The 25,804-nt window shown below is 43.6% G+C and carries 33 protein-coding genes; 1 reads left to right on the top strand and 32 read right to left on the bottom strand.

The features are described 5' to 3' along the window. Positions 1-26 precede the first annotated feature (26 nt). The 29 genes from MD536_RS01530 to fusA all read right to left on the bottom strand — a co-directional run bounded on the left by MD536_RS01530 (position 27) and on the right by fusA (position 21,795). The gene (locus tag MD536_RS01530; RefSeq protein ID WP_239595027.1) at positions 27-473 is read right to left on the bottom strand and encodes a hypothetical protein; all 447 of its coding nucleotides are present in this window, start codon (positions 471-473) and stop codon (positions 27-29) included. A gap of 111 nt (positions 474-584) precedes the next feature. Beyond that, a complete protein-coding gene (map, locus tag MD536_RS01525; RefSeq protein WP_239595025.1) occupies positions 585-1,385 on the bottom strand; it encodes a type I methionyl aminopeptidase in 801 nt (266 codons plus the stop codon). 67 nt (positions 1,386-1,452) lie between these two features. Continuing rightward, a complete protein-coding gene (gene secY, locus MD536_RS01520; protein ID WP_234865679.1) occupies positions 1,453-2,787 on the bottom strand; it encodes a preprotein translocase subunit SecY in 1,335 nt (444 codons plus the stop codon). A gap of 76 nt (positions 2,788-2,863) precedes the next feature. Beyond that, the gene (rplO, locus tag MD536_RS01515) at positions 2,864-3,313 is read right to left on the bottom strand and encodes a 50S ribosomal protein L15 (RefSeq protein WP_239595024.1); all 450 of its coding nucleotides are present in this window, start codon (positions 3,311-3,313) and stop codon (positions 2,864-2,866) included. A 116-nt stretch (positions 3,314-3,429) separates the two neighbouring features. Further along, positions 3,430-3,609, bottom strand: a complete 180-nt coding sequence (rpmD, locus tag MD536_RS01510; RefSeq protein ID WP_234865677.1) for a 50S ribosomal protein L30 — start codon at positions 3,607-3,609, stop codon at positions 3,430-3,432. 19 nt (positions 3,610-3,628) lie between these two features. Then, the gene (rpsE, locus tag MD536_RS01505; RefSeq protein ID WP_234865676.1) at positions 3,629-4,147 is read right to left on the bottom strand and encodes a 30S ribosomal protein S5; all 519 of its coding nucleotides are present in this window, start codon (positions 4,145-4,147) and stop codon (positions 3,629-3,631) included. 44 nt (positions 4,148-4,191) lie between these two features. Next, the gene (gene rplR / locus MD536_RS01500; protein ID WP_239595023.1) at positions 4,192-4,545 is read right to left on the bottom strand and encodes a 50S ribosomal protein L18; all 354 of its coding nucleotides are present in this window, start codon (positions 4,543-4,545) and stop codon (positions 4,192-4,194) included. Between the two features lie 51 nt (positions 4,546-4,596). After that, on the bottom strand, positions 4,597-5,151 hold the full coding sequence (gene rplF, locus MD536_RS01495; RefSeq protein ID WP_239595022.1) for a 50S ribosomal protein L6: 555 nt from the start codon (positions 5,149-5,151) through the stop codon (positions 4,597-4,599). 123 nt (positions 5,152-5,274) lie between these two features. Continuing rightward, positions 5,275-5,673: a 30S ribosomal protein S8 gene (rpsH, locus tag MD536_RS01490; RefSeq protein WP_239595021.1), complete on the bottom strand. Its 399-nt coding sequence runs from the start codon at positions 5,671-5,673 to the stop codon at positions 5,275-5,277. An 85-nt stretch (positions 5,674-5,758) separates the two neighbouring features. Next, a complete protein-coding gene (gene rpsN, locus MD536_RS01485; protein ID WP_234865672.1) occupies positions 5,759-6,028 on the bottom strand; it encodes a 30S ribosomal protein S14 in 270 nt (89 codons plus the stop codon). A 20-nt stretch (positions 6,029-6,048) separates the two neighbouring features. Continuing rightward, entirely contained in the window at positions 6,049-6,627 is a 579-nt protein-coding gene (rplE, locus tag MD536_RS01480; RefSeq protein WP_239595020.1) for a 50S ribosomal protein L5, read from the bottom strand. Beyond that, positions 6,627-6,965 carry a 50S ribosomal protein L24 gene (rplX, locus tag MD536_RS01475; RefSeq protein ID WP_234865670.1) on the bottom strand — a complete coding sequence of 113 codons (339 nt, stop codon included), beginning with the start codon at positions 6,963-6,965 and terminating at the stop codon, positions 6,627-6,629. The genes rplE and rplX overlap by 1 nt, the downstream gene beginning before the upstream one ends. Before the next feature lie 72 nt (positions 6,966-7,037). Next, positions 7,038-7,406 (bottom strand): 50S ribosomal protein L14, encoded by a 369-nt coding sequence (gene rplN, locus MD536_RS01470; protein ID WP_039142952.1) that lies wholly within the window; start codon positions 7,404-7,406, stop codon positions 7,038-7,040. Between the two features lie 41 nt (positions 7,407-7,447). Next, positions 7,448-7,705 carry a 30S ribosomal protein S17 gene (gene rpsQ / locus MD536_RS01465; protein ID WP_150846737.1) on the bottom strand — a complete coding sequence of 86 codons (258 nt, stop codon included), beginning with the start codon at positions 7,703-7,705 and terminating at the stop codon, positions 7,448-7,450. Positions 7,706-7,755: 50 nt separating this feature from the next. Continuing rightward, complete coding sequence (gene rpmC / locus MD536_RS01460; RefSeq protein ID WP_234865668.1) at positions 7,756-7,965, bottom strand: 50S ribosomal protein L29; 210 nt, start codon at positions 7,963-7,965, stop codon at positions 7,756-7,758. 26 nt (positions 7,966-7,991) lie between these two features. Beyond that, a complete protein-coding gene (rplP, locus tag MD536_RS01455) occupies positions 7,992-8,411 on the bottom strand; it encodes a 50S ribosomal protein L16 (protein ID WP_234865666.1) in 420 nt (139 codons plus the stop codon). Between the two features lie 84 nt (positions 8,412-8,495). After that, the gene (rpsC, locus tag MD536_RS01450) at positions 8,496-9,278 is read right to left on the bottom strand and encodes a 30S ribosomal protein S3 (RefSeq protein WP_239595019.1); all 783 of its coding nucleotides are present in this window, start codon (positions 9,276-9,278) and stop codon (positions 8,496-8,498) included. Between the two features lie 31 nt (positions 9,279-9,309). After that, positions 9,310-9,645, bottom strand: coding sequence for a 50S ribosomal protein L22 (gene rplV / locus MD536_RS01445; protein WP_187255360.1), 336 nt, complete (start codon positions 9,643-9,645; stop codon positions 9,310-9,312). Positions 9,646-9,700: 55 nt separating this feature from the next. Then, complete coding sequence (gene rpsS, locus MD536_RS01440) at positions 9,701-9,970, bottom strand: 30S ribosomal protein S19 (RefSeq protein ID WP_234865662.1); 270 nt, start codon at positions 9,968-9,970, stop codon at positions 9,701-9,703. Between the two features lie 35 nt (positions 9,971-10,005). Beyond that, positions 10,006-10,845: a 50S ribosomal protein L2 gene (gene rplB / locus MD536_RS01435; protein WP_239595017.1), complete on the bottom strand. Its 840-nt coding sequence runs from the start codon at positions 10,843-10,845 to the stop codon at positions 10,006-10,008. 106 nt (positions 10,846-10,951) lie between these two features. Further along, complete coding sequence (gene rplW, locus MD536_RS01430; protein WP_150846730.1) at positions 10,952-11,251, bottom strand: 50S ribosomal protein L23; 300 nt, start codon at positions 11,249-11,251, stop codon at positions 10,952-10,954. A 23-nt stretch (positions 11,252-11,274) separates the two neighbouring features. After that, positions 11,275-11,913, bottom strand: coding sequence for a 50S ribosomal protein L4 (gene rplD / locus MD536_RS01425; protein WP_239595015.1), 639 nt, complete (start codon positions 11,911-11,913; stop codon positions 11,275-11,277). Positions 11,914-11,933: 20 nt separating this feature from the next. Continuing rightward, positions 11,934-12,551, bottom strand: coding sequence for a 50S ribosomal protein L3 (gene rplC / locus MD536_RS01420; protein ID WP_239595013.1), 618 nt, complete (start codon positions 12,549-12,551; stop codon positions 11,934-11,936). A 365-nt stretch (positions 12,552-12,916) separates the two neighbouring features. Then, positions 12,917-13,222, bottom strand: a complete 306-nt coding sequence (gene rpsJ, locus MD536_RS01415; RefSeq protein ID WP_039142986.1) for a 30S ribosomal protein S10 — start codon at positions 13,220-13,222, stop codon at positions 12,917-12,919. 189 nt (positions 13,223-13,411) lie between these two features. Then, a complete protein-coding gene (locus tag MD536_RS01410) occupies positions 13,412-14,473 on the bottom strand; it encodes an acyltransferase family protein (RefSeq protein WP_239595012.1) in 1,062 nt (353 codons plus the stop codon). Continuing rightward, positions 14,470-16,650, bottom strand: coding sequence for a S9 family peptidase (locus tag MD536_RS01405; protein WP_239595010.1), 2,181 nt, complete (start codon positions 16,648-16,650; stop codon positions 14,470-14,472). Before MD536_RS01405 ends, MD536_RS01410 begins: the two co-directional genes overlap by 4 nt. A gap of 24 nt (positions 16,651-16,674) precedes the next feature. Beyond that, positions 16,675-17,844, bottom strand: a complete 1,170-nt coding sequence (locus MD536_RS01400) for a hypothetical protein (protein WP_239595008.1) — start codon at positions 17,842-17,844, stop codon at positions 16,675-16,677. 255 nt (positions 17,845-18,099) lie between these two features. Further along, positions 18,100-19,404 carry a T9SS type A sorting domain-containing protein gene (locus tag MD536_RS01395; RefSeq protein WP_239595006.1) on the bottom strand — a complete coding sequence of 435 codons (1,305 nt, stop codon included), beginning with the start codon at positions 19,402-19,404 and terminating at the stop codon, positions 18,100-18,102. A gap of 246 nt (positions 19,405-19,650) precedes the next feature. Beyond that, entirely contained in the window at positions 19,651-21,795 is a 2,145-nt protein-coding gene (gene fusA, locus MD536_RS01390; protein WP_239595004.1) for an elongation factor G, read from the bottom strand. Between the two features lie 278 nt (positions 21,796-22,073). Here fusA and MD536_RS01385 point away from each other — a divergent pair, with 278 nt between their 5' ends. Then, complete coding sequence (locus tag MD536_RS01385) at positions 22,074-22,529, top strand: hypothetical protein (protein WP_239595002.1); 456 nt, start codon at positions 22,074-22,076, stop codon at positions 22,527-22,529. An 81-nt stretch (positions 22,530-22,610) separates the two neighbouring features. Here MD536_RS01385 and MD536_RS01380 read toward each other — a convergent pair whose 3' ends face one another. Genes MD536_RS01380 through MD536_RS01370 form a run of 3 tightly spaced genes read right to left on the bottom strand, consistent with a single transcriptional unit; the run spans position 22,611 to position 25,799 of the window. After that, positions 22,611-23,180: a gluconate 2-dehydrogenase subunit 3 family protein gene (locus tag MD536_RS01380; protein WP_239595001.1), complete on the bottom strand. Its 570-nt coding sequence runs from the start codon at positions 23,178-23,180 to the stop codon at positions 22,611-22,613. A 19-nt stretch (positions 23,181-23,199) separates the two neighbouring features. Then, positions 23,200-24,882: a GMC oxidoreductase gene (locus MD536_RS01375; protein ID WP_239594999.1), complete on the bottom strand. Its 1,683-nt coding sequence runs from the start codon at positions 24,880-24,882 to the stop codon at positions 23,200-23,202. Positions 24,883-24,917: 35 nt separating this feature from the next. Then, positions 24,918-25,799, bottom strand: a complete 882-nt coding sequence (locus tag MD536_RS01370) for a hydroxypyruvate isomerase family protein (RefSeq protein WP_239594997.1) — start codon at positions 25,797-25,799, stop codon at positions 24,918-24,920. Between the last annotated feature and the right edge of the window lie 5 nt (positions 25,800-25,804).

Below are 25,804 nucleotides of genomic sequence, written 5' to 3'. Positions count from 1 at the left end.
CGGCAAAAATAGGTATATACAGTGCTTCAATTGGGTAAAAAGACCGGACTATCCGGATGAAACGTATCATAGAAGAACAGCGCCCTTAATTGTGGCATTCGGATATCATCGATCGGTTCGGGCATCAGGTCCTGGACCAGGAACCGAAGCATTTCCTTCCAGGATAAATGTTCCGGGAATACTACGTCGATGGAATTCAGGTCTAGCACCTGTAACAGTTTTTCCACCTCCAGGGAACAATCCTGCTCAGTTTTAAGATGCTCCAATACTGGTAATAAAGGCTCACCAATGAAATTGTGTACGGTTGTCTTTTTTAGTGGATACTGGCTTTCAATAGTTAAAACCATTTGCAAAAAAGCATGCTCCATTTCCGGACTGGCATCGCTATCAATATGAACTACTGCCCCTGTTTCAGCCAGCAGGCGGATTTTCAGTAGCTCATTTTCGAGTTTTAGTTGTTGGTCCTTTTTCATTTTCCATGTTTTGATGATAAATTCTTACATCAGTGTAAACATGGGAAATAAAAAAAACCTGGTCAGGAGTGAAATCACCCAATCTGACCAGGTTAAAAAACGAGTAAACTATCAGTTTTTCGTAAACAGATTCGGGTTCGCCTTCTCTGCTGCTTCAATATCTTCAAAATTGGAAAGGATATCAGCTTTCCCTCTGCGCACACAAATGGTGTGTTCGAAATGTGCAGCCGGTAAGCCATCTTTTGTTTTAACTGTCCAGCCATCTTCCTCATACCACACTTCCTTCACGCCCATGTTAATCATGGGCTCAATGGCAATTACAAGGCCATCCTTGAGTTTGGCACCGCTACCTCTTTTCCCATAGTTGGGCACCTGGGGTTCTTCATGCAGGTGTCTGCCCAAACCATGACCAACCAATTCCCGAACTACCCCGTATTTGAATTTTTTCTCTGCATATTCCTGGATAGCAAACGAAATATCACCCACTCTGTTTCCCGCCACCGCTTTTTCAATTCCAAGATAAAGAGATGTTTTGGTTACTTCCAGTAACTGACTTACTTCATCTGTAATCGTTCCTAACGCAAACGTATAAGCGCTATCTCCATGAAATCCATTTTTATACGCGCCTACATCAACAGAAACGATATCTCCGTCGCGAAGTGGTCGATCGTTGGGAAATCCATGAACAACTGCGTCGTTCACGCTGATACAACAGGTAAAAGGAAATCCTTTGTAGTTTTTAAAAGAAGGTACTGCCCCATGATCCCGAATAAAGGTTTCTGCGAGCTCATCAATTTGAATAGTAGTCATACCAGGTTTAATTACACTGGCAACATGTGCAAGCGTTTTACTTACCAGCAAACTACTTTCACGGATCAGTTCAACCTCCGCACTGGTTTTATAATATATCATGTTTCAAAAAAAATTCCCGGCAAAGGTAGTCCATTGCCGGGAGTTATATTATTTAGCGTATTTCTTATTAAATGGTGGTGGTACTAACCGCCTGGCGACCCTGGATTCGACCACTTTTCATGAGTCCGTCATATTGACGCATGAGCAGTTGTGTCTCTATCTGTTGTAAAGTATCCAATACTACACCAACCATGATCAGCAATGAAGTACCTCCAAAGAAGGATGCAAATCCCTGCGTAATTCCAAGGCGCTGTGCGAAACCGGGAAGGATACCAACGAGTGCCAGCAAAACCGCACCTGGTAACGTAATCCTGTCCATTACAGCTCCGATGTAGTCAGCAGTTTCCTGGCCGGGTTTAACTCCGGGAATAAAACCGTTATTTCGCTTCAGATCCTCAGCAATCTGCTTGGGATTAAAGATCAAAGCCGTATAGAGGAATGTAAATCCAATTACAATTACTGCATAAATTACCATGTGCCATGCATCCCTTGGATCAGAGAAGATTCTTGCAATACCCTGACCAGATTCAAAGCTGGTGTAAGAGAAAAGCGTTGGCAGGAACATGATAGCCTGGGCGAAGATGATAGGCATAACACCAGCTCCGTTCACCTTCAGCGGGAGGAACTGACGGGCACCGCCGAACTGTTTATTACCAATGATCTGCTTAGCATATTGAACAGGGATCTTACGAACACCCTGTACCAATACAATCAAGCCCATAATAATAGCAATCAATACTGCAATTTCTATTACGAAAACCAACAAACCACCACTACCCCGGTTGCTCTTGGCAGCCCATTCCTGGATAGCAGACTGAGGCAGACGAGCCAGGATACCAACCATGATAATCAGGGAAGTACCATTACCCAAACCTTTGTCTGTTATTTTCTCACCAAGCCACATTACGAAGAGGGTACCTGCTGTTAGAACGACAGTAGTTGACAACCAGAAATAGGGAGCATAGGACGCCAGCATTGCTGCGCCGTTAACCTGATTCAGGTAAGCAACATAAGCGCCAGCCTGTACTGCTGTTACAGCAACAGTTAAGTAGCGTGTCCACTGGTTGATTTTTTTACGGCCGCTCTCTCCTTCTTTCTGTATCTTCTGCATCTTCGGAACCAGGATGGTCATAAGCTGCATGAAAATGGAAGCAGAGATGTAGGGCATGATACCCAATGCAAATATGGAAGCCTGGGAAAAGGCACCACCTGCAAAGGCATCAATCAATCCGAGTGCTCCTGATTTGGCAGTTTCGGTATCAATTTTATTAGGATCCAGACCGGGTAACACGATGTGTGCACCGATCCTGTAAATTAGAATAAGCAGCAGTGTGGTTATGATCTTACTTCTTAACTCTTCAATGCTCCAGATATTCTTCAGCGTCTGAATTAATTTCTTCACGGATTTCTGAAATTTAAGTGAGCCTCCAATAAAAAAAGGACGCATTTTTCCAATGCGTCCGGCAAGATAAAGAAAATTACTTTACAATTTCAATAGTTCCGCCTACCGCTTCAATTGCTGCTTTCGCTTTATCACTGGCAGCGTTTACTTTGAAATTCAGTTTGGTTTTCAACTCACCAGTACCCAGAATTTTTACTGAATCAGTATGAGCGATCAAACCATTAATATATAATGTTTCCAGGCTAAATTCAGTCAGGTTGTATTTTTCTGCAAGCTGATCAATCTGTCCGAGGTTGAACACCTTAAACTCTACACGGTGAATATTGGTGAATCCACGCTTGGGAACACGACGTTGAATTGGCATCTGACCACCTTCGTGAGCACGCTTGGATTTATAACCTGCGCGGCTCTGGCCACCCTTATTACCTTTTGTAGAAGTACCACCCTTACCGGATGCTTCACCTCTACCTAATCTTTTTTCTTTGTGCGTAGCACCTTCTGCTGGTTGTAAATTGTGCAGTTTCATGTTTTTTCTGATTTTAAACTTTCGGGGAATCACCCCTCGCATTAATGTGAAAAGTGAAAAGTGAAAGGTGAAAATGAAAAGCTATTTCACTTTTCACCTTTCACCTTTCACCATTATTACGCTTCTTCCACCTTCAACAGGTGTTCAACCTTACGTACCATTCCCAGGATCTGAGGGGTTGCTTCTACCTCGCGGGAGGAATTCATCTTTCTCAGACCGAGCGCCTTCAGGGTCAGTTTCTGACTTTCAGGACGATCGATGGCACTTTTAACTTGTGTGATCTTAATCTTTTTCATCTCTATTCTGATTGGGAGATTATCCATTAAATACTTTCTTAAGACTAACGGTACGGGTTTTAGCTACCTGTACGGGTTCTTTCAGTGTAGCCAGCGCCTTGAAAGTCGCTTTTACCACGTTGTGCGGATTTGCGGAACCCAGGCTTTTTGCTAATACGTCGGTGATACCAGCACTTTCCAATACCGCACGCATGCTACCTCCGGCAATTACACCAGTACCATGGGCAGCTGGCTTGATCAGTACTTTAGCAGCACCTTCTTTTGCGAGTTGGTCATGAGGAATAGTGCCATGCATTACAGGAACCTTGATCAGGTTCTTTTTGGCATCTTCAATACCCTTGGTAATTGCTTCCTGAACTTCTTTGGCTTTTCCGAGTCCGTGACCAACTACTCCATTTTCATTTCCTACCACAACCAGTGCAGAGAAACTGAAGGAGCGACCACCTTTGGTAGTTTTTACAACCCGGTTGATTGCAACAACTTTCTCCTTGAGCTCAAGGTCACCGGCTTTTACTTTATTTAAAATTACTTGTGCCATTTATTGCAGAAATTAAGTTGAATTTAGATTTTTTGGAACGATGCTTAGAATTGGAGTCCTCCTTCACGAGCACCATCCGCAACCGCTTTGATTCGGCCATGGTACAAACGACCACCACGGTCAAACACTACTGTTTCCAGTCCCAGTGCTTTTGCTTTGGTAGCAATTGCTGCTCCGAGAAGTTTACCCTTTTCAGTTTTTGTAACTTTCTGAGCCTGGATATCCTTATCACGGGTGCTTGCTGCGGCCAGTGTTACTCCATTTTCATCGTCAATCAATTGAGCATAGGTTTCTGCGTTACTGCGGAAAACAGACAGACGAGGCTTCTGAGCAGTACCAGACACTTTCTTGCGAATGCGATACTGGATCTTCTGTCTTCTGATTGATTTTGTTTCCATTTCTGTTTATTTAAAGCTCCGATGCTGCCGGAGCCGTTGAACAATTTAAATTTATTTACCGGCGGCTTTACCTGCTTTCTTACGTACCACTTCACCCACAAAGCGAACACCTTTTCCTTTGTACGGCTCAGGCTTACGAAGACTGCGGATTTTGGCAGCAACCTGACCAAGCAATTGCTTGTCAGAGCTTTCCAGAATTATCTTGGGGTTCTGTCCTTTTTCAGTTACAGTAGCAACTTTCAATTCTTTTGGAATTTCAAAAACGATGTTGTGAGAGTAACCGAGTGCCAGGTCCAGTGTATTACCTGTATTGGCAGCTTTGAAACCCACACCCACTAGTTCCATTTCTGCTTTAAATCCATCTGTTACACCTTTTACGAGGTTTGCCAGCAAAGCGCGGTACAAACCATGCAGTGCACGGTGACGGATCTGGTCAGTTGGGCGTTTGATCAACACTTCATTTCCCACAACTTCGACGTTGATATCGCGATCAATCGCCTGCTTGAGTTCACCCTTAGGACCTTTAACTGTAATCACATTGTCCTTTCCAACAGTGATGGTTACACCTGCAGGAACATTAACGGGTTTTTTACCTATACGAGACATGTTTAAAAAATTGAAAGTTTATGTATGAGTCTGCTGATCGGTCAGACGGGTATAGGACGCCTTAATGTATCAACAGCCAGTTATATGTGAATTGCGCAATGTTGCCATTGCGCAATAAGTATCTTAGTAAATGTAGCAAAGTACTTCGCCACCTACATTCTGCGATTTCGCTTCCTTATCTGTCATAACTCCCTTGGAAGTAGAAAGAATTGCAACACCGAGACCATTTTTAACTCGGGTGAAATCAGCAGGCTTGGCATACTGACGAAGACCAGGACGACTAACCCGCTCCAGGCTCTGAATTGCAGGCTGCTTGGTAGAGGGATCGTATTTTAAGGCAATCTTGATGATTCCCTGTTTGTTATCTTCTTCGAATTTGTACTTAAGGATATATCCCTTATCGTACAAAATTTCAGTTATACGCTTTTTCAGGTTAGAAGCAGGAATTTCCACGATACGATGACCAGCCATTTGTGCATTACGAATGCGGGTCAGGAAGTCTGCTATAGGATCAGTAACCATTGTCTAAAATAAGTTTGATTGATAATTGTTTTACAATGCGATATCCTAGCTGATATCAACAAATTTTCTCCTGCCGGAAATTTCCTTACCAGCTGGCTTTCTTTACTCCAGGAATCTTTCCAGCCAGGGCCATATCACGGAACATAACCCTTGACAATCCGAAATAACGCATGTAACCTTTCGGACGGCCAGTCAACTGGCAGCGATTCTTCAAACGAACGGGAGAAGCATTCTTCGGCAGGCTATCAAGTGCTTGGTAATCTCCGGCAGCTTTCAGAGCAGCACGCTTCTCAGCATACTTGGCTACCATCGCCTCTCTTTTCCTTTGTCTGGCTTCTACTGATTTTTTTGCCATATTATTAGTTAAAAAGTAAGTTAAGCGTTTTCTCCTCTTTTGATATTACGGAACGGCATTCCCAATTCTTTCAGCAATTCATATGCTTCTTCATTGGTTCCTGCTGTAGTAACAAAAGTGATATCCAGACCAGTGATCTTGTTCACTTTATCAATATCGATTTCCGGGAATATGATCTGCTCAGTAACACCCAGGGTATAATTACCACGGCCGTCAAAGCTCTTCTCGCTGATACCTTTGAAGTCACGTACGCGGGGCAGTGAAACAGAGATAAGACGATCCAGGAATTCATACATCTTCTCACCACGTAAAGTTACACGTGCACCAATTGGCATGTTCTTACGCAACTTGAAGTTGGAGATGTCTTTCTTTGACATGGTAGCTACTGCTTTCTGACCAGTAATGGTAGACAGCTCTTCTACTGCAATGTCAACCAGTTTCTTATCCGCCACAGCGCCATTCACGCCACGGTTCAGACAGATCTTGGTAAGTTTGGGGGCCTGCATGATAGTGCCATAGCCAAACTTTTTCATTAAGGCAGGTACAACTTCATTCTTGTACTTGTCTGCCAGTCGCGGAGTATATTTAACGGTACTCATTACTTAATTACCTCCCCTGATTTTTTAGAAACACGAACTAACTTTCCAGCTTCACGGGTACGCTTTACCTTGGTGGCAGCACCGGCTTTAGCATCCCACAACATAATGTTGGAGATATTGATGGCAGCTTCCTTCTTAACGATACCACCTTTGGTATTCTGTGCAGAAGGCTTCGTGTGTTTGGTGATGATATTCACCCCTTCAACGATCACGCGACCTTCGTCCACCATTACTTCCAAAACCTTACGTGGTTTCTTCAGATCTTTGTCGTCTCCGGCAATAACTACCACCGTGTCGCCTTTTTTAATGTTGTATTTAGCTTTGAATCTTGTGCTCATGTAGATTCTGTTTATCTATTTTTCACTTTTGTTTTCTGCCCGTGCTCCCTTAATCGGGGCGCAAAGGTACAATTATAATACTTCCGGAGCAAGAGAAATAATCTTCATATATCCCTTGTCGCGCAATTCTCTTGCTACAGGTCCGAAAATACGTGTACCACGAGGTTCATCGGAGTTGTTCAACAACACAACGGCGTTGTCATCAAACCGGATGTAGGAACCATCTTTACGGCGCAGTTTGTTCTTGGTACGAACGATTACCGCTTTGGTAACGGTACCTTTTTTGATACCACCTGCAGGAATGGCGTCCTTAACAGTTACGACAATTTTGTCGCCGATCTTGGCATAGTCCTGGCCGCTGTTACCCAACACGCGAATAACCAGCACTTCCTTGGCTCCACTGTTATCAGCTACATTCAGTCTGCTTTCTTGCTGAATCATCTTAAATTAATTTATTCAATTAGTAATGTAAAACAGAGGGATTACTTCACTTTCTCTACGATCTCCACCATTCTCCAGCGCTTTGTTTTGCTGAGCGGGCGGGTTTCCATGATTCGTACCAGATCACCAATGCTGCACTCGTTCTTTTCGTCGTGTGCATGGAACTTGGTAGTCTTCTTTACGAACTTACCGTAGATTGGGTGCTTCACCTTTCTTTCAACGGCAACGGTAACGGTTTTCTCCATTTTGTTGCTGGTTACATAACCAATCCTTGTTTTACGCAAATTTCTTTCAGCCATTGTTATCTTTTTTAGCTTATTCGCTTTTTGAATACACCTGGGCTACCTGATCAGGCAGTGGCCAGTTTTTTGGTTAATTCCGTTTTCAGACGGGCAATATCCCGGCGAAGAGAACGGATGCTCATCGGATTCTCCAGCGGAGTGATCGCATGAGCAAACTCGAGCTTCTTCAGACGCAGTTCATCTTCCTGAATGCGAGCCTTCAGATCAGCCAGGCTCATATCTTTCAGGGTGGCTACGAAATCGGTCTTCTTTGACATCGTATGGTCGATTTTGTTGTTATAGCTTAGGATTGCAGTTCACGACGAACTACAAACTTTGTTTTAATCGGTAATTTCTGAGCAGCCAGTTCCATTGCGGTCTTTGCTACCTCTTCAGAAACGCCATCGCACTCGAACAGAATACGACCGGGCTTTACTACAGCAGCCCAATGATCAGGGTTACCTTTACCTTTACCCATCCTTACTTCAGCGGGTTTCTTGGTAACGATTTTATCAGGGAAAATGCGGATCCAGACATTTCCTTCCCGCTTCATGGAACGGGTCATTGCCTGGCGGGCACTTTCAATCTGGCGATCCGTCATCCACACTGTTTCCAGCGCTTTCAGACCGAAGGAACCAAAGGACAGGCTGGTGCCGCGTTTTGCATTGCCTTTCACAGGCATCTTCTGCATCTTCCTGTGTTTTGTTCTTTTTGGCTGTAACATCTTATATTAATTTGTCAATGTTCTTTTTAAAATCAGATTCTGTAAAGTCATCTCACGTCTCACATCTCACGTCTCACTAAGGTATTACCCTCTCCTGCGACCACCGCCTCCACCGCCTCTGCGGTCACGGTCACGATCTCCACCACCACGACGGTCATCACCTCCACGGCTCTCCCGACGATCACCCATCGGACCTGCTTCTTTTCCACCGATGAAATTCGGGTTCAGATCACGCTTGGCTAATACTTCGCCTTTACAGATCCAAACTTTGATACCAATTTTACCGTATACAGTCAATGCAAAGACATTAGCGTAATCGATATCCATACGAAGTGTATGCAATGGAGTTCTACCCTGTTTGATCTCTTCAGAACGGGCAATTTCTGCTCCACCCAAACGACCGCTAACTTTCACCTTGATTCCCTCAGCACCCATACGCAACGCAGAGGCAATAGCCATTTTAATGGCACGCTTGTAGTTGATACGGTTTTCGATTTGCTTGGCGATGGTGTCGGCAACGATGTTGGCATCCAGTTCCGGGCGACGAATCTCCAGAATGTTAATCTGTACATCATCCTTCCCAGTCAGCTTCTTCAATTCTTCCTTGATGCGATCTACCTCGTTACCACCTTTTCCTATGATGATTCCAGGCTTGGACGTATGGATGGTGATAATCAGCTTACCCAGGGTACGCTCGATAACAATTTTAGAAATTCCTCCTTTGTTAATACGCGCCATGAGGTAGGTACGGATCTTATGATCCTCAATCAACTTGGTCGAGTAGTCTTTTTTACTGCCAAACCAGTTGCTTTCCCAACCGCGGATGATTCCCAACCTTGCACCAATAGGATTTGTTTTCTGACCCATTTGTTTGGTATATTAAGTTTATACGATTGAATTATTTAGTATCTACAACTACAGTTACGTGATTGCTACGCTTGCGAACACGGTAACCACGACCCTGGGGAGCCGGACGCATACGCTTCAGCGTTCTTGCGCCGTCTACAAAAATGGTCTTAACAACCAGTTGGGTCTCATCACCACCTTCATTTGCCTGCTTCCAGTTGCTGATGGCACTTACTACCAGTTTGCGCAAAGGAACAGCGGGATGCTTGGCATTGTGCTCCAGCACAGCCAGCGCCTTTTCTACTTCCATGCCACGCACCAGGTCAGCCAATAAACGCATCTTTCTGGGCGATGTGGGGTAATTTCTCAGTTTAGCTACTGCTTCCATTGTTTTATGATTCTTTAACCCACCCTGCCTGAAGCAGGGCGGATCATTTATTTAATTACATTTTCTTGCTAGAGTGTCCTTTGAAGTTGCGGGTAGGTGCAAATTCACCAAGTTTGTGACCTACCATGAACTCCGTTACATAAACCGGGATGAACTTGTTCCCGTTGTGCACTGCGAAGGTATGACCAACGAAATCAGGTGTAATCGTTGAACGACGACTCCAGGTTTTGATAACCCCTTTCTTGGATTTACCTTCGGTCATATTCAACACCTTCTGCTCCAGTTTTACGTCTACGTAAGGACCTTTTTTAATTGAACGAGCCATATCTAAATTTTAGAATGCTGATTGATGATTGTAGATTATTTATTGGCTAACTTCTTACCATTCTTACGCTGGATAATCAGTTTGTCAGAGCCTTTGTGCTTACGGGTCTTCAGACCTTTTGCGTACTTACCGGTTCTGCTTCTCGGATGTCCACCTGATGCACGACCTTCACCACCACCCATTGGGTGATCAACCGGGTTCATCGCAACACCACGGTTACGTGGCTTAATACCTTTCCAACGATTTCTACCAGCCTTACCCATGCTCTGCAGGTTATGATCGCTGTTTGATGCTACCCCTACGGTTGCATAACAGTTGATCAAAACTTTTCTCAACTCCCCGGAAGGCATTTTCAATACAGCGTATTTTTCTTCCTTGTTGCTCAGCTGTGCAGATGTACCGGCACTACGGGCAATCTTTCCACCCTGACCAGGCTGCATCTCAATGTTGTGTACTACAGTACCCAACGGCATGTTTTTCAGCATGAGTGAATTTCCGAGTTCAGGAGCAACTGCGTCACCACTGATTACTTCAGCACCCACCTGTAATCCCGTGGGAGCCAGAATGTAACGCTTCTCTCCATCTGCATAATTCAACAGAGCGATGAAGGCAGAACGGTTCGGATCGTATTCGATAGACGCAACCTTTGCAGGTATGTCTTTCTTATCGCGTTTGAAATCTACCAGACGGTACATTTTTGCATGACCACCACCAATGTAACGCATACTTCTGCGTCCCTGGGCGTTACGTCCACCGGTACCATTCTTTTTCTCCAACAAGCTCTTCTCCGGCTCGTTGGTTGTAATTTCAGCATACGCGTTTCCAATTCTCCAGCGCGTACCTGCTGTCATCGGTTTATACTTTCTTAATGCCATCTTCTTATTTTTTGCTGCGAACTTTTCAGCGTCGCACTACTTTAATTATTCTAATTTCTTTCCAGGTTTTCCGTCTGACGTCTCACGTCTGACGTTTCACCTTTTCTTACACCGCTCCGTACAGGTCAATCGTCTCCCCTTCAGCAACTGTTACCAGCGCCTTTTTGTAAGCCGGCTTACGGCCCTGGATAAAACCAGCTTTTGTAAAACGGGTTTTGTTTTTACCGGGAATTACAGCAGTATTTACATCTACTACGGTTACACCATAAAAGGTTTCAATCGCCTTTTTGATTTCCAGTTTATTTGCCTTTCTCGCTACTTTGAAAGCAAAGCGACGCAGGCTTTCCTGCTGGGCATTTGCCTTTTCAGTAAGGATGGGCTTTATCAGAACTTCAGAAAGTTTCATTTCTTTCTATTTAGAATGTTTGATTATGCGGTTTCTTCTACGTCTGCTTCAGTAAATACATTCGCAGCACTTTCACTCAATACCAGAACCTGTGCGTTCACGATATCATAGGTGTTCATATCACTCAGCAGGCTAGCATTCACAGATGGAATGTTACGCAGGCTCAGGTATACGTTCTCGCCATTTTCAGGCAGAATAAACAATGCCTTCTTATCAGCAATATTCAACGCTTTCAGAACACCTGTAAAGGTTTTGGTTTTAGGAGCTTCCATGGTGATATCTTCCAGGATTACAATTGCACTTTCTTTTGCTTTGTAAGCCAGCGCAGACATCTTGGCCAGATCCTTTACCTTACGGTTCAACTTGAAGCTGTAATCGCGGGGCTTGGGTCCAAAAATGGTACCACCACCTTTATAGAGGGGGTTACGCAGGTTACCCTTACGGGAACCACCTGTACCCTTCTGACGGTGCAGCTTGCGGCTTGCACCTTTCACTTCCATACGGGTTTTTACCTTATGTGTACCCTGACGCTGTGCAGCCAGGTATTGCTTTACAGAGAGGTAGATAACGTGATCATTGGGTTCAATCCCGAAGATCTCTTCCGGTAACTCAACGGTTCTTCCGGTTTTCTGTCCTTGTATATTTAAAACATCTACTTGCATCGTACTTCAGATTAAATGGTTTACTTCTGGATAAAAACAATGGAACCATTGTGGCCAGGAACTGAACCACTCACCAGGATATAATTCTTTTCAGGAAATACTTTCAGAACTTTCAGGCCTTTCATTTTCACACGGTCATTACCCATGCGACCAGCCATACGCATACCCTTCATTACGCGGGATGCATCAGAAGAGTTACCCAGAGAACCTGGAGCACGCTGACGATCGTGCTGACCGTGGGAGGCTTCACCTACCCCGCTGAATCCGTGGCGCTTTACAACACCCTGGAAACCTTTACCCTTGGTATTACCTACCACATCCACTTTATCTCCTTCTGCGAAGATTTCAGCTGTGATGGTTTCACCCAGCGCTTTTTCTATGGAATAATCACGAAATTCTTTTACGAAACGTTTGGCAGCGGTTTGTGCCTTGGAGAAGTGATTGGCTTCGGCTTTGGTAGTATTCTTTTCTTTCTTGTCGCCAAAAGCAAGCTGAACTGCATTGTACCCGTCAGACTCTTTCGTCTTAACCTGGGTAACGACACATGGACCAGCTTCGATAATAGTGCAGGCAGTTTGTTTGCCATCGGGACTGAAGATGCTGGTCATCCCAATTTTTTTTCCAATAATTCCTTTCATTTAAGTTACCATTTGTGCCGCATGGTTAAAAGGACAATCCACCCTAAACAACTGCTATACAGCTGATTTTCCAGACCTGCTGGAATGGTGGTGGATGGACTTCAATCCCCGTTTGCTACTGACCTTTTCTTTTTTTGGCCACCCCGTTAAGAGGCAGTCTTCAGAAGTACCAGTAGTAAACAAACCCTGAACGGCTTGTTCATATTTACTTTTACTAATTAATGAATGAGAAAGGAGTTCCCTTCGGATTTGCCTTTTCATCCAACCCCAGCGCTCTTTTCTCCGCCAAAAGCAGATTGAGAGATAGGGCAGTTATTTATAAGAACTAGTTGTTTACTTTTTTACTGTCTTTAAACAGCAGGCGGTTATGCCTTGATCTCAACCTCAACCCCTGAAGGCAGGTCAAGCTTACTCAGTGCGTCCACAGTACGGGAAGAAGAAGTGTAAATGTCCAGCAAACGCTTATGCGTACAAAGCTGAAACTGCTCACGGGCTTTCTTATTAACGTGGGGAGAACGCAGTACGGTAAAGATTTTCTTTTGCGTCGGCAAAGGAATAGGACCTGTAACTACTGCTCCGGTGCTACGTACTGTTTTAACGATCTTCTCGGCAGATTTATCTACCAGGTTGTGATCGTAAGACTGTAATTTGATTCTAATTCGCTGTGACATACCTATTATCCAAAAATTGAATTGGGAGTGCAAAGGTAACGGTCATTTCATAATCAACAAAAGATTTTTCCAACTATTTTAGGGATGAGTTGCAAAACAGTCCGAAAATGTTAAAATACCCAACTAACGACGAATACGCCCTAATTACCAAAACAAAAATAATTTTATTATATTATATAATTCTTTAAATTATCTGTTTTTAAGTTTCAAAAATGGCCTTTCTATGAATTTATAACTAAAATATCCCATTAGCAGAGTACCAATAATTGCTAGAATAAGAATTAAGTACATTGGTAGAGGCATTTTATATATAAATAACCAGAGCGGATAATGAAACACATACATACCATAAGAGTATTTCCCAAGCCAGCCTAGGCATTGTGACTTTAGTAAATGGCTAATAATGCTGGTTGTCTGAAGCGCAAAGGCAATCAGTGCCGCCCACCCTGCAGCTATTAGTGTAAATCCAATAAATGAAACCCAGTTGCTTGAATAATGACCATTCCAATTTCCTGTCAGAAAAAGGATGAGAAAATATAAATAAATTACTGTAGCTAAAATCCCCCAATACCTGCTATTCATTCCTAACCACTCATCCCTATAAAGAAAAAATAATATTGCACCAATTGTAAATGCATCCATTCGGCATAAGAAGAATACGTACCGGTAAACATCCTCAAAAGTGGGAATCCAGTCCTGAGCATAACTCCGGAAAAAAATAGAAAGCAATACAATTATGCCCAGAAAAATATACCGCTTCCAACTGGATAATCGACTTTGCATCCATATTACCAATGGCCAAATAAGATAAAATTTTGCTTCTACTCCTAAAGACCAGAGTGGCAAAAGAAACACCATAAGCGGGAAACCATCCAATGCATACCATATATCTGTCTGAAATGTCCAAAAATAGAATTGATTCTGGAGTAAAATGCGATAGGCTTCTGAATCAATCCCAATTCCAAGGCTGGGAACTAAAAAGAAAAATATTATCAAACTAACATAACAAGCTGGTACGATTCTCAAAAACCGGTTTTGAAAAAAACGCTTCAGATTTATTGAATTAATAGGATATGCTGTAAGAGATTTAGTGATTAAGAATCCGGATAGAACAAAAAACAAATCGACCCCCATCCAACCCCAGCTGTGGATAATTTCGAAATGGTAGCAAATAACAAGTAAAATTGCAAGCCCCCGGAAACCATCCAGGCATGTTATACTTCCATTCTCGGTAGATGTTTTATTGTTCATCTTGATCCTGGAGGGCAATGGGTATTTAAAAAGCTGGTATACAACTGGCTCAGATGCTCAAACGTTCCGGGGCCTTCCGAAATGCTATGCGTCCGGTTCGGATAACTCATGAACTGAAACGGACGATTGTATTTTACCAGCTCATTGATCAGCATTTCAGCATTGTTATAGTGAACATTATCATCCCCCGTACCATGAATATACAGCAAATTCCCCTGCAGGTTTTTTGCATACGTAAGAGGTGATCCCTTGATGAAATCGTCCCTGTTTTCCTGAGGTAATCCCATGTAGCGTTCCTGGTAGATATTGTCATAAGTCAGTTGATTGGCAACGGCAGCCACAGCAATTCCAGTCTTGTAAATTTGAGGATACTGGAACAGTAGATTCAGGGTTGCAGACCCACCCCCGCTCCATCCCCATACGGCCACACGTTCAGCATCCATATACTTCCATTTGAGAATTTCCTTTGCTGCCATAGCCTGGTCCCTGATATTTACCAAGCCTATCTTTCGATAAACTGATTTTCGCCAGGCTCTTCCCTTGGGAACAGGTGTGCCCCTGTTATCAAGGCTGATGTAGATGTAGCCATCTTGCAGCAGATTGCCCTTGTAAAGATGATTATACCCAGCACCAAATTCATCTTTTACTGTTTGCCCCCATGGCTCTGTATAAACATAAAAAATTACCGGGTATTTTTTAGTCGAATCAAATCCTGCAGGCTTTGCCATCCAACCATCCATCTCTACTCCGTCCATCGTTCGAACAGTAAAAAAATGAACAGGAACGGATGAGGGATCCGCAGTTTTCAATGCTTCCACAACTGCACTTTCTTTATTTAAAGCAGCATGTCCAGGTAACGCTACATATTCTTCAATGGGTGGAATATAATGATTGGAAAACTGGTGGTGCGCATACCTTGCACCAGGTGAAATATCGTAATAATGTGTTCCGGGTTGATTGGTTGGTGTTACCCGTTCTGCTTCTCCTTTTCCATCGAGGCGACTGCGGTATAAATAACGTTGGGTAGCATTATGAGGACTAGCGATATAGTAGAGATAATTTCCCTTCTCATCCACTGCCGCAATATCCATCACATCAAAATTGCCGCGGGTGATCAACTGGCTGGATTTTCCATCTCTGCTGATGGCATATATATGCCTCCATCCGTCTTTTTCTGATGCCCATAAAAACGCGGCCCCCTTCCTAATCCAGTCCCATCCACCATTGGTATAATCCTGGTCCCAGGATGGTAAAATATCAATCCATGCACTGTCTTTTTCAATATAGATTGGACGGGTTTCTCCGGTTATGGAATTGCCCAATAAAATAGTTGATACCTGCTGTTTTCTATCCAGGTGTTGCATGATCAGTTCATCCGAACTGGCAGCCCATTCCATTCTTGGCAGATAAGTTCCCCATATCGGATCATCCGGGATTTGCATCCAGCGGATTGAAGAATTGGCGATATCTACCACACCGATCCGGTACGTTGATGGCTTTTCTCCTGCAACCGGGTATTCGACCGGAATTACCTGGGGATAAATGGAATCCGTTGCATTTAGCATATAGTAATCCCGGGTAACTCCAGCATTGATTTGCCAGAAAGCAATTTTTCTGCTGTCGGGACTCCAGCGAAAGCCATCGCGACAAAAAAATTCTTCTTCGTATGCCCAGTCGAATGTACCGTTGATACGCTTACGTGATCCGTCATTGGTTAATTGAACAATAACGCCCGTCTCAAGATCTTCTACGAATAGATTATACTCAACAACATAGGCCAGTTTTTTACCATCCGGAGAGAGTTTGGCAAATTGTTGGGTAGAGGGAGCTAACCCAATTCCTGTTTTTTTTAATTGCCGGGTTTTACGGTTGTAGAGATAATAATCCCCCCTGGTCTCATATCGCCAAACCTTTTTTGCGTTCGTATAAATTAGAACCTGGTCCTGCGATTCCGATAGAGTCCAGGATTTTATTTTGATTGGCGAAGTTGCTCCGGTTGGGGTTAGTTCTCCCGCTGAAAGGAAGATAGAGTCCTTACCACCCGACAGAGAATAAAAGCGGATATCATTATCCTTTACAGAAAAATATCCCTTTCCATCGGGAGCCCATTGATGGGATTGCTGGGAAACAACCTGACCTGATATAAATAAAGCAATAATGGAAAAAACAATTCGCATGAACTTCAGTATTGGAACCTGAAGTTAGGGAATCAGTCCCGAATAGGTCTTACCTTCGGCGCTTACTTTATAAATCAATACCTCTGCATCACTGGTCTTATCAATAAAAAAAGACAATATTCCTCCCTCTTCTAAACGATCATGATAGAATTTTTTTATCCTGCTTCCTTTTTCTGAATATAATTCAATCAGTACGCGTGAACTTACCAACGCTTCCACTTTCAACCGGATCTCCCCTCCTTCAGTTATCAAATTAGCCCGCGTGGAATAAGACTCTTCTCTGACAGGAACTTCAAGAGCTGGGGTCTTTATTTTCCAACGTAGAATCCAGCTGTTGGAACAGGTAATAAACTGATCACTCCAGCCCAGCAGATACCTACCTGATTCAAAGGCTTCATTTATGATCCGGACTCCCTGCAGTATATCTTCTACCTGCGACTTAGACACAGATCGGTTGCCTGCCAAAACTTCCACTGCAATGTCCTGTAAACCACGTACCGTATTATCCATTCCAAGAATTGACTGCAGTGATGCAGGAAACTTCCAGGAATACACTACCTTCGAATCCATCCCATTCCCACAAGGCATTCCACCAGGGCTTAACTCATTTCCTGAAATTTCCATTTGTTGTGTAACCAGCCAGGAGCCAAATTCAATGCGAAACTCTTCCAGTAGCTCATTTTTCATAAGCATCCGGTTAAGTTGAAGAGCCAGCACCTGGCTTAGTAATTCCCGGTTTAAAGAGGCCTGTGATAGGTTCTCACTATATAGAATCTCCTGCCTGAAAAAAGTAGGATCATACACTTTTCCCATCAGCAGAGATTGCAGACTAATTAGTTGGTCTGGCTGGATAGCAAGCAACTGAACCCCTTTACCAGACCGAAGCTCAAGTCCTTTCCAATCCTTTAATTCTGCACTCAGAATTTCTGTTTGCCGGGCGTATTTTGCAGGAGATAGAGTTTTAAATAAAATGGTAGCACCCTGGCTTACCGCCTTATCATACCTACCGGTTTCCTTTTCATAGCTGGAAAAAGAAAGATGTTCTACTGGAATCCACGAAGCTTTTCTCCCATGGGAATTGTATACAGATAGTTCAACAGCGGTTTGAGCAACCAGGTTATTGCTCAGCAGAAAAAATAATGCTATTGCAAAACAGATTCGCCTGTTCAGGCGGGAAAATAGTTTAAAGGCCATGTCGGTACATTTAATGAAACGTAAATCAATACTCAACTGGCTTTACGAGGGATCTTGGGTACGGAGAGGGACCGGCTGGTCAGTTTTCGATTTAGAAGGCTTTGGAAGGAAGATTGGAATCAGGTGTAAAATTCAACTAAATTAACCCCATTGCAATGTGATTGAATTTAAATATTTCGAACATCCACAACGGTTAACAAAAAAGTGAAATAAAGGGGTCGCCCGAAAGCAACCCCTTTCGTTTGTAGTTAACCGTTATCTCAGTCGTTTAATAAGTTTGCCAGAGAATGTTTTTCCGTTTGTTGTAACCCTATAGATCACCGCTTCGGTTCCTCCCTGCCTTGGAATATAAACGAGGTTCCTTGTTTCACCCTTTTTCATATTTCCATTGTAAAGCAACTCAAGTCTTTGTCCGGCTGTATTGTAAACTTCTACCAAAACCGGTCCATCTGCGTTTGATTTAATCTGGAAATTAACTCTGTCAACAAACGGATTCGGGAATGCCTTCACTTCTGTGGCAGTGATTTCCGGAATTGCTTTTGCTACAGATTCATCCGTATTGATTCCGGAATTCTGGCCACCGCCATACCAATGATAGAAAGCGGCAGTCCATTTGTAATACCAGTAGTTTGCACAGTTTACATTCCGGTCTGACCAACCAATAAAATAGCGACCTTCGTGAAATGCTTCATTTATTGCCTCTACAGCTTCTTCAATATCTCTCAACGAAACTCCCTCCGGAATCGGACGTCCTGTGATGGTAAAGCCTGCAAGACAGAAGAGTCCCCAAACGGTTTTATCTTCTCCAAGAGCATTTACCACATTGGCTGGTATGCGCCAGGAATCAATTGCCTTTTTTGAATTGCCACTCCAGCCACAATCCATCATACGGGGTTTGTTACAGGCTGATCTCGGATCTTTTGCCTGTGTTACCAGCCAGCGACCAGCTTCCAGAGGAAAATCTTCCAGGACTCTGTCAGGAGTAAGGTTCATATTCAACGCAAGTGTGATCGTTTCAGCCAGCAGACTGTTATTGATTTTCCCTTTTTTAATGGGTGTATTCCAATCTACACTGTAAATTCCATCAACCAGGGTATTCGGACCTTTGCCAGGTAAAAGCTTTTGCAATTTGGCAGCTTCGCTTTGATATGCATAGAAATAGCGCTCTGTTTCAAGATAGCCAAAAAACAATGTCTGAAAGTACATATTTCCCATACTCATATCCATGATTTCCAGAGAACTCAGGTTCCGGCCATCAGGCGTGCAGGCTCTTTCCCTTGTGTCGCCATAAAAATCCTGCGTGAAACTGTAAAACAGTTCCGGTTTGCTGGGGTTAAATACATTCCACTTGAACTTGTTCTTTTTCCGATCTTTTTTGTACTTGTGCCATTTTTTGTGGAGTCGGTCATACCCCCATTCATATTCGGTATCCAAACAATTATCATTGTTGGGACCCTGATTATTGTTTTGGGCAATAACAGGTGCAAGCCCGATAAAGAGTGCCAGCAACAGCACAGTCATTTTTTTAAGTTGCTGAAGACGTGTAAAAGTAGTAAGCATATAAGCCAGGTTTAGGTTAAAAACTTGTATTCGACTGGCTTTGGAAGGATGATGGTACGGTAACGAGAATCTATTTTCTGGTGGGGTAATTTCGAAGGAGGGATTTTCTAAAGTTGAACTGAAGTCAGGTGTAAAAGTAGTCTGGAGATTCCCACATTGTCAAGAGGTATAGGGATAATTATTTATGCAACATTGATGCATTTAATAAAAAACATAAAAAAAACCGGCCTAAGCCGGTTTTTACTATTAAGCGTTTACTTTTCCTTTGATCTTGGCTATCACTTCTTCTGCGATGTTATTGGGAGCAGGAGCATAGTGAGAGAATTCCATGGTTGAGGAAGCACGGCCGGATGACAGAGAACGAAGCTGCGTTACATATCCGAACATTTCACTCAGGGGAACTTTTGCCTTGATAACCTGTGCGTTGTTACGGCTATCCATACCTTCCATCATACCACGACGGCGGTTCAAATCACCTGTAACATCACCCATGTATTGATCAGGAGTTACTACTTCGACTTTCATGATTGGCTCCAGCAATACTGGTTTCGCTTTGCGGGCTGCCTCACGGAAGCCTTGCTTGGCACAAAGTTCGAAAGACATTGCATCGGAATCCACGGCGTGGAAGCTACCGTCGAAAATGCGCACTTTCATGTTTACTACCGGGTAGTTCGCGAGTACACCATTTGTCATAGATGCTTCAAATCCCTTTTGGATGGGCTGAATGAATTCCTTTGGAATAGATCCTCCGAAGATATCGTTCACAAACTGGAAGCCTTTTCCAGGATTTGCTTCCAACCAGTCCTGATCTGCAGCACTGAGTTCGAAATAAATATCAGCGAATTTACCACGACCACCGGTTTGCTTTTTCAGTGTTTCACGGTGTTCAACTTTACCGGTAAAGGCTTCTTTATAAGCCACCTGGGGATTACCCTGGTTAACTTCTACTTTAAATTCACGACGCATACGATCAATGATGATCTCCAGGTGCAATTCACCCATTCCACGCAGAATGGTTTGACCAGTTTCTTCATCGGTATTTACACGAAGAGTAGGATCTTCTTCAACCAGCTTCGCGATCGCCATACCCATTTTATCAACGTCTGCCTGCGTTTTAGGCTCAACTGCTACTGCGATTACAGGCTCAGGGATGAACATGTTCTCCAGCGTGATCGGATGGTTTTCATCGCAAAGGGTATCACCGGTTTTGATTTCCTTAAAACCTACTGCTGCACCAATATCACCTGCTTCGATAAAATCGATGGGGTTCTGTTTGTTAGCAAACATTTTCATGATACGGCTAATCCTTTCTTTCTTACCACTGCGCACGTTCAAAACATAAGAACCCGCATCCAGGTGACCGGAATAGGCCCGGAAGAAGGCCAGACGACCAACGAATGGATCAGTCATGATCTTGAATGCCAAAGCTGCAAAAGGCTCTTTTGCATCCGGCTTACGGGAAATGGTTTCACCTGTCTCAGGATGAGTACCTTCAATAGCTTCAATATCAACCGGACTTGGCAGGTAACGACATACCGCATCAAGTGCAGTTTGTACTCCTTTGTTTTTGAAAGAAGAGCCACACATCATGGGAACGATGCTCAGATCGATGGTTGCCTTACGAATGGCTTCATGCATTTCGGCTTCAGTAATGGAATTGGGATCTTCAAAGAATTTTTCCATCAGGGTGTCATCGTATTCAGCTACTGCTTCAACGAGGTTACCTCTCCACTCATTAGCTTCGTCCACCATATCTGCAGGCACATCAATTTCGTCGAAGGTCATGCCTTCCGTTTCAGCGTGCCAGATAATACCTTTCATTTTGATCAGGTCAACCACACCTTTGAAATTATCTTCAGCACCAATTGGCAACTGAAGTGGAACAGCTTTCGCACCCAACATTTCTTTAACCTGCTTTACCACATTCAGGAAGTCAGCACCGGAACGGTCCATTTTGTTAACGAATCCGATACGGGGAACCTTATAACGGTTGGCCTGGCGCCAAACTGTTTCAGACTGAGGTTCAACACCATCAACTGCACTAAACAAGGCAATCAAACCATCCAGTACACGCATAGAACGCTCTACCTCTACAGTAAAGTCCACGTGACCCGGAGTATCAATGATGTTAAAAGAGTATTTTTTAGACTCAGGTGTAACCTGTCCCTTGTTAGTAGGAAAATTCCACTGGCAGCTTACAGCAGCGGAAGTAATGGTAATACCACGCTCCTTCTCCTGCTCCATCCAGTCGGTTGTTGCCGCACCATCGTGCACTTCACCGATTCTATGGATCATACCTGTGTAGCGCAGAATACGCTCTGTTGTAGTGGTCTTACCGGCATCGATATGGGCCGCAATACCAAAGTTTCTTTGAAATCTTAAGTCTGCCATTGTTGTATGTTAAAAATGTTAAGTCGAATGGTTGAAACACCCAAAAAACCTAATTTGGGACGCAAAGGTAAGTATTCTCCCGGAAATACGAAACCTTGTTTACTGCTACCAAAAAATTAAGTTTTGGGGCCGATTACGGTCCGATTCCCCAAAATTTCGCCTTATATAAAAAAATAGTTGCTCAAAAAGCACTGACATATTGGTAGATATGTACAAGGGATGTAAATTTAGAAATCAATCTTGTTAACCCATTATTTCACTAAAAATCACAGTTTAATATGCCCACTAAAAAGAAGGCCGCCAAAAAAGCACCGGCCAAAAAGGCAGTAAAAAAAGCGGTAGCTAAAAAAGCAGCCCCTAAGAAAGCAGCAAAAAAAGCAGCGCCTAAAAAAGCAGTTAAGAAGGCAGCGCCTAAAAAAGCAGCTAAAAAAGCGCTGAAAAAAGCAGTAGCTAAAAAAGCAGCCCCTAAGAAAGCAGCAAAAAAAGCAGCTAAGAAGGCAGCGCCTAAAAAAGCAGCTAAGAAAGCAGCTAAGAAGGCAGCGCCTAAAAAAGTAGCAAAAAAAGCGGCTAAGAAAGCGGCGCCTAAAAAAGCGGCAAAAAAGGCAGCGCCTAAAAAAGCTGGCCGTAAACCCGCAAGGAAAAAAGCTCCTGCTCCTGCACCAGCTGCCCCGGTAATGGAAGCTCCGGCACCAGAAGGTACAACCGCTCCGGTAGAAGGTAGCTCAGAAGCATAATCATTTGTATATCTACGAAAATACCCGTCGGCTAACCGACGGGTATTTTTTTTCACCTTTCACTTTTCACTTTTCACTTCCTTAAGTCGCCCAGGTTTTATCCCCTTTCTGATACGGCATACATCCTTCATATCTTCCGGGCACAGCTTCATAACGCAATGCCTGTGTAGCTCCGATTTCAGATGTGAAATAGCCCTGCAAGGTCAAATCTTTCATCATTTTAAAATAATGATTGGGCTCTTCGGGTTTTTTATTTTTCTGGTACTCACGTTGTTCTTTATCCAACTCAACCAACAATTCTTTTCGTTGAGCAGGCTCCAGTTCCATGAACCCTTTGCCGAACTTTTTATCACTGGCTTCTTTCAAACTGGAAATTCCATCTACAAACACTTTCTGAGCAGCTTCATCGTAACAGTCTGTTACCATGATCTTCATGAATGCACCAATTTGAGCTGCTTTCGCTCCTGGTGTATTTGTCGTGGGTATAATGGTTTCACCAATTTCATCCAGTAACGCAATCTCTTCTGGTGAAAAGTCAGTGCTATTTGCTTTTTTTTCTGTTTGCTTACAACCCGTCAAAAACAACTGTGATCCAACCATAGATCCTCCCAGAATGACGGCCATTGTCGAAACGGCTTGTCTACGTTTCATAAGTAGTTCGTTTTATCAATTAAAGATTTCCTTTTTTCAATTCAGATACAGCATGATCGGCAGCCCGTGCAGTCAGTGCCATATAGGTCAGCGATGGATTCACACAGGCACCGGATGTCATGCAGGCCCCGTCGGTCACAAATACATTCTGCGCATCCCATACCTGGTTCCAACCATTCAATACGGAGGTCTTTGGATCACGACCCATCCTTGCAGTCCCCATTTCATGAATACCTCGTCCCATTGTGCCATCTCCATCCCGCTTACTCACATTTTTAACTCCGGCTGCTTCCAGTATCTCCGCTGCATCGTTCATCATGTCCTCCCGCATCTTCAACTCATTTTCCTTCAGCTCACAATCAATAGCGAGAACATTCAGCCCCCATTTATCAGTCCGTGTTTTATCCAGGGTTACTTTGTTATCATGATAGGGCAGGATCTCTCCAAATCCACCCATACCCATTGTCCAGGTACCCGGCTCGGTTAGTGCCTCCTTCAATTCTGCACCAATATTCAATTCGGCGATATCTCTGCTCCAACCCTGGCGACTGGCTGCACCCTGGTATCCAAAACCACGCACATATCCCCTGCCTTCATCTCCATTGAGGTTGCGGAAACGAGGAATGTAGAAACCATTTGGACGGCGACCAAAATAATATTTGTCTTCGTATCCTTCAACAATACCACCGGCACCCACACCCAAGTGATGGTCCATCAGGTTATGTCCTAATTCTCCACTGCTGCTTCCTAATCCATCCGGCCAGATATCTGTTGCAGAATTCATCAGAATCCAGGTACTGTTTAAAGCTGAAGCATTCAGGAAAATGATCTTGGCATAGTATTCATAGGTCTTGTTGTTTTGAGCATCCAGGATCTCCACCCCTTTTGCTTTTTTAGTATCCTTATCATACAAGATTTTGGTAACAATTGACCAGGGACGAAGCGTTAAATTTCCAGTTGCTTTTGCAGCTGGCAATGTTGCCGACTGTGTACTGAAATAAGCACCAAACGGACAACCAAGCCAACACTTATTGCGATATTGGCAATTGGTCCGGTTGTTATGGGGAGCCGTAAGATTGGCACTTCGGCCAATGATCAGGCGACGTGCATCCTTATAGTGTTTACGAATCCGCTCAGCAGCATCTTTTTCCACACAGTTCAGCTCCATCGCGGGCAGGAATTCTCCATCTGGCAGATGAGGCAACCCTTCTTTCGAACCATTTACACCGGCAAACTTTTCAGCATAACTATACCAGGGAGCTATGTCTTTATAACGGATCGGCCAATCTACACCATGTCCGTCCTTAAGGTTTGCCTCAAAATCCATATCACTGAACCGATAACTCTGCCTCCCCCATGTAAGCGACCGGCCACCCACATGGTAACCACGGAACCAGTCGAATCGTTTCACCTCTGTATACGGGCAATCCTTTTCATTCACCCAGAAATCAAGGTTGGTCTCATTTAATGGATAATCCCTTTTCAATACCGGGTAATCCTTGATCATCTGTTGAGTTCTTCCCCCCCGATGTGGGAATTCCCAGGGATGCTTGTTCGCGTTTACATAGTCTTTTACATGCTCCACGTCACGTCCCCTTTCAAGCATGAGGGTTTTGAGCCCCTTTTCGGTTAGTTCCTTAGCAGCCCAGCCTCCACTGATGCCAGACCCTATGACAATTGCATCGTACGTATTCTCTGCCATAACAGTTGTTTAAAATGTAGCGTTTAGTTTTGGTTTTATATATCACATAAAGTAACTGCATTTCTCAGTGAAGCTATTTTATCAGTAGCCGTTGGAATAAATTCCTGCGCCACATAGCCTTTAAATCCTGTTGCATGAATCGCTCTCATAATTGCAGGATAATTCAATTCCTGGTTCTCGTCCAACTCATGTCTGCCTGGATTACCCGCTGTATGATAATGTCCATAATAAACATGGTTGTTCTGGATGGAGCGAATCACATCGCCTTCATCAATCTGCATATGATAGATATCATACAGCAACTTAAAATTTTCAGATCCCAGTCGTTTGCACAATTCAATTCCCCATACGGAACGATCACACATGTAGTCCTTATGATCAACCCTGCTGTTCAGCAATTCCATTGTCAGGACCACCCCATGCTTTTCAGCCAGTCCCAGTATTTTTTTCAAACCGATTACTGAATTCTGTAAGCCTGTTTCATCATCCATGCCATCCCTGTTGCCACTGAAACAAATCAGATTTTTGTAACCGGCTTTTGCCACCAGGGGTATCATCGCACTATAATTTTCAATCAGTTTCTGATGATACGTAGTGTTGTTGAACCCATGAACCAGGTTTATCTCGGCACCATTACACATGGAAGAATCCAGGTCATGTTTCTTCAACACATCCCATTCCTTCGGCCCTACCAGGTCAATCGCTTTGATTCCGATTTCCTTTGCCGCTACACATAGCTGATCCAGACTTAAATGACCATAGGTCCAGCGGCATACCGAATGATTGATATTTCCCTTCATTGTATTGGATGCCGCTGATTTTTCAGCGGCTAAACCTGCAGTCGGTGCCAGAGCAATTCCTGCTCCTGCTGCTAGCAGCTGTTTTACGGCCGTTCTTCTCGAATTTTGTTTTTTCATAACTG

Origin of the sequence: Flavihumibacter cheonanensis, assembly GCF_022352215.1 — a bacterium.
Lineage (GTDB): Bacteria > Bacteroidota > Bacteroidia > Chitinophagales > Chitinophagaceae > Flavihumibacter > Flavihumibacter cheonanensis.
Note: the sequence above shows the minus strand (reverse complement) of the source record. Positions and strands in the feature narration are given on the sequence as shown.

Coding starts and splice junctions, on each gene's coding strand:
- rpsH (WP_239595021.1), bottom strand. CDS start 5,673: ATGGTTACTGATCCTATAGCAGACTTCCTGACCCGCATTCGTAATGCA.
- rpsC (WP_239595019.1), bottom strand. CDS start 9,278: ATGGGTCAGAAAACAAATCCTATTGGTGCAAGGTTGGGAATCATCCGC.
- rpsS (WP_234865662.1), bottom strand. CDS start 9,970: ATGGCTCGTTCAATTAAAAAAGGTCCTTACGTAGACGTAAAACTGGAG.
- rplN (WP_039142952.1), bottom strand. CDS start 7,406: ATGATTCAGCAAGAAAGCAGACTGAATGTAGCTGATAACAGTGGAGCC.
- rpsE (WP_234865676.1), bottom strand. CDS start 4,147: ATGGCACAAGTAATTTTAAATAAAGTAAAAGCCGGTGACCTTGAGCTC.
- rplW (WP_150846730.1), bottom strand. CDS start 11,251: ATGAAACTTTCTGAAGTTCTGATAAAGCCCATCCTTACTGAAAAGGCA.
- rplF (WP_239595022.1), bottom strand. CDS start 5,151: ATGTCTCGTATAGGTAAAAAACCCGTTAATGTTCCTGCAGGTGTAACC.
- rplD (WP_239595015.1), bottom strand. CDS start 11,913: ATGCAAGTAGATGTTTTAAATATACAAGGACAGAAAACCGGAAGAACC.
- MD536_RS01530 (WP_239595027.1), bottom strand. CDS start 473: ATGAAAAAGGACCAACAACTAAAACTCGAAAATGAGCTACTGAAAATC.
- MD536_RS01405 (WP_239595010.1), bottom strand. CDS start 16,650: ATGCGAATTGTTTTTTCCATTATTGCTTTATTTATATCAGGTCAGGTT.
- map (WP_239595025.1), bottom strand. CDS start 1,385: ATGATATATTATAAAACCAGTGCGGAGGTTGAACTGATCCGTGAAAGT.
- rplV (WP_187255360.1), bottom strand. CDS start 9,645: ATGGAAGCAGTAGCTAAACTGAGAAATTACCCCACATCGCCCAGAAAG.
- rpsQ (WP_150846737.1), bottom strand. CDS start 7,705: ATGGCTGAAAGAAATTTGCGTAAAACAAGGATTGGTTATGTAACCAGC.
- rpsJ (WP_039142986.1), bottom strand. CDS start 13,222: ATGTCACAGCGAATTAGAATCAAATTACAGTCTTACGATCACAACCTG.
- rpmD (WP_234865677.1), bottom strand. CDS start 3,609: ATGAAAAAGATTAAGATCACACAAGTTAAAAGTGCCATCGATCGTCCT.
- MD536_RS01385 (WP_239595002.1), top strand. CDS start 22,074: ATGCCCACTAAAAAGAAGGCCGCCAAAAAAGCACCGGCCAAAAAGGCA.
- rpsN (WP_234865672.1), bottom strand. CDS start 6,028: ATGGCAAAAAAATCAGTAGAAGCCAGACAAAGGAAAAGAGAGGCGATG.
- MD536_RS01380 (WP_239595001.1), bottom strand. CDS start 23,180: ATGAAACGTAGACAAGCCGTTTCGACAATGGCCGTCATTCTGGGAGGA.
- MD536_RS01410 (WP_239595012.1), bottom strand. CDS start 14,473: ATGAACAATAAAACATCTACCGAGAATGGAAGTATAACATGCCTGGAT.
- MD536_RS01370 (WP_239594997.1), bottom strand. CDS start 25,799: ATGAAAAAACAAAATTCGAGAAGAACGGCCGTAAAACAGCTGCTAGCA.
- MD536_RS01395 (WP_239595006.1), bottom strand. CDS start 19,404: ATGCTTACTACTTTTACACGTCTTCAGCAACTTAAAAAAATGACTGTG.
- rplX (WP_234865670.1), bottom strand. CDS start 6,965: ATGAGCACAAGATTCAAAGCTAAATACAACATTAAAAAAGGCGACACG.
- rpmC (WP_234865668.1), bottom strand. CDS start 7,965: ATGTCAAAGAAGACCGATTTCGTAGCCACCCTGAAAGATATGAGCCTG.
- fusA (WP_239595004.1), bottom strand. CDS start 21,795: ATGGCAGACTTAAGATTTCAAAGAAACTTTGGTATTGCGGCCCATATC.
- rplO (WP_239595024.1), bottom strand. CDS start 3,313: ATGAAACTGCACAATTTACAACCAGCAGAAGGTGCTACGCACAAAGAA.
- MD536_RS01375 (WP_239594999.1), bottom strand. CDS start 24,882: ATGGCAGAGAATACGTACGATGCAATTGTCATAGGGTCTGGCATCAGT.
- rplE (WP_239595020.1), bottom strand. CDS start 6,627: ATGAGTACCGTTAAATATACTCCGCGACTGGCAGACAAGTACAAGAAT.
- rplR (WP_239595023.1), bottom strand. CDS start 4,545: ATGGAAACAAAATCAATCAGAAGACAGAAGATCCAGTATCGCATTCGC.
- rplC (WP_239595013.1), bottom strand. CDS start 12,551: ATGAAAGGAATTATTGGAAAAAAAATTGGGATGACCAGCATCTTCAGT.
- rplP (WP_234865666.1), bottom strand. CDS start 8,411: ATGTTACAGCCAAAAAGAACAAAACACAGGAAGATGCAGAAGATGCCT.
- MD536_RS01400 (WP_239595008.1), bottom strand. CDS start 17,844: ATGGCCTTTAAACTATTTTCCCGCCTGAACAGGCGAATCTGTTTTGCA.
- rplB (WP_239595017.1), bottom strand. CDS start 10,845: ATGGCATTAAGAAAGTATAAACCGATGACAGCAGGTACGCGCTGGAGA.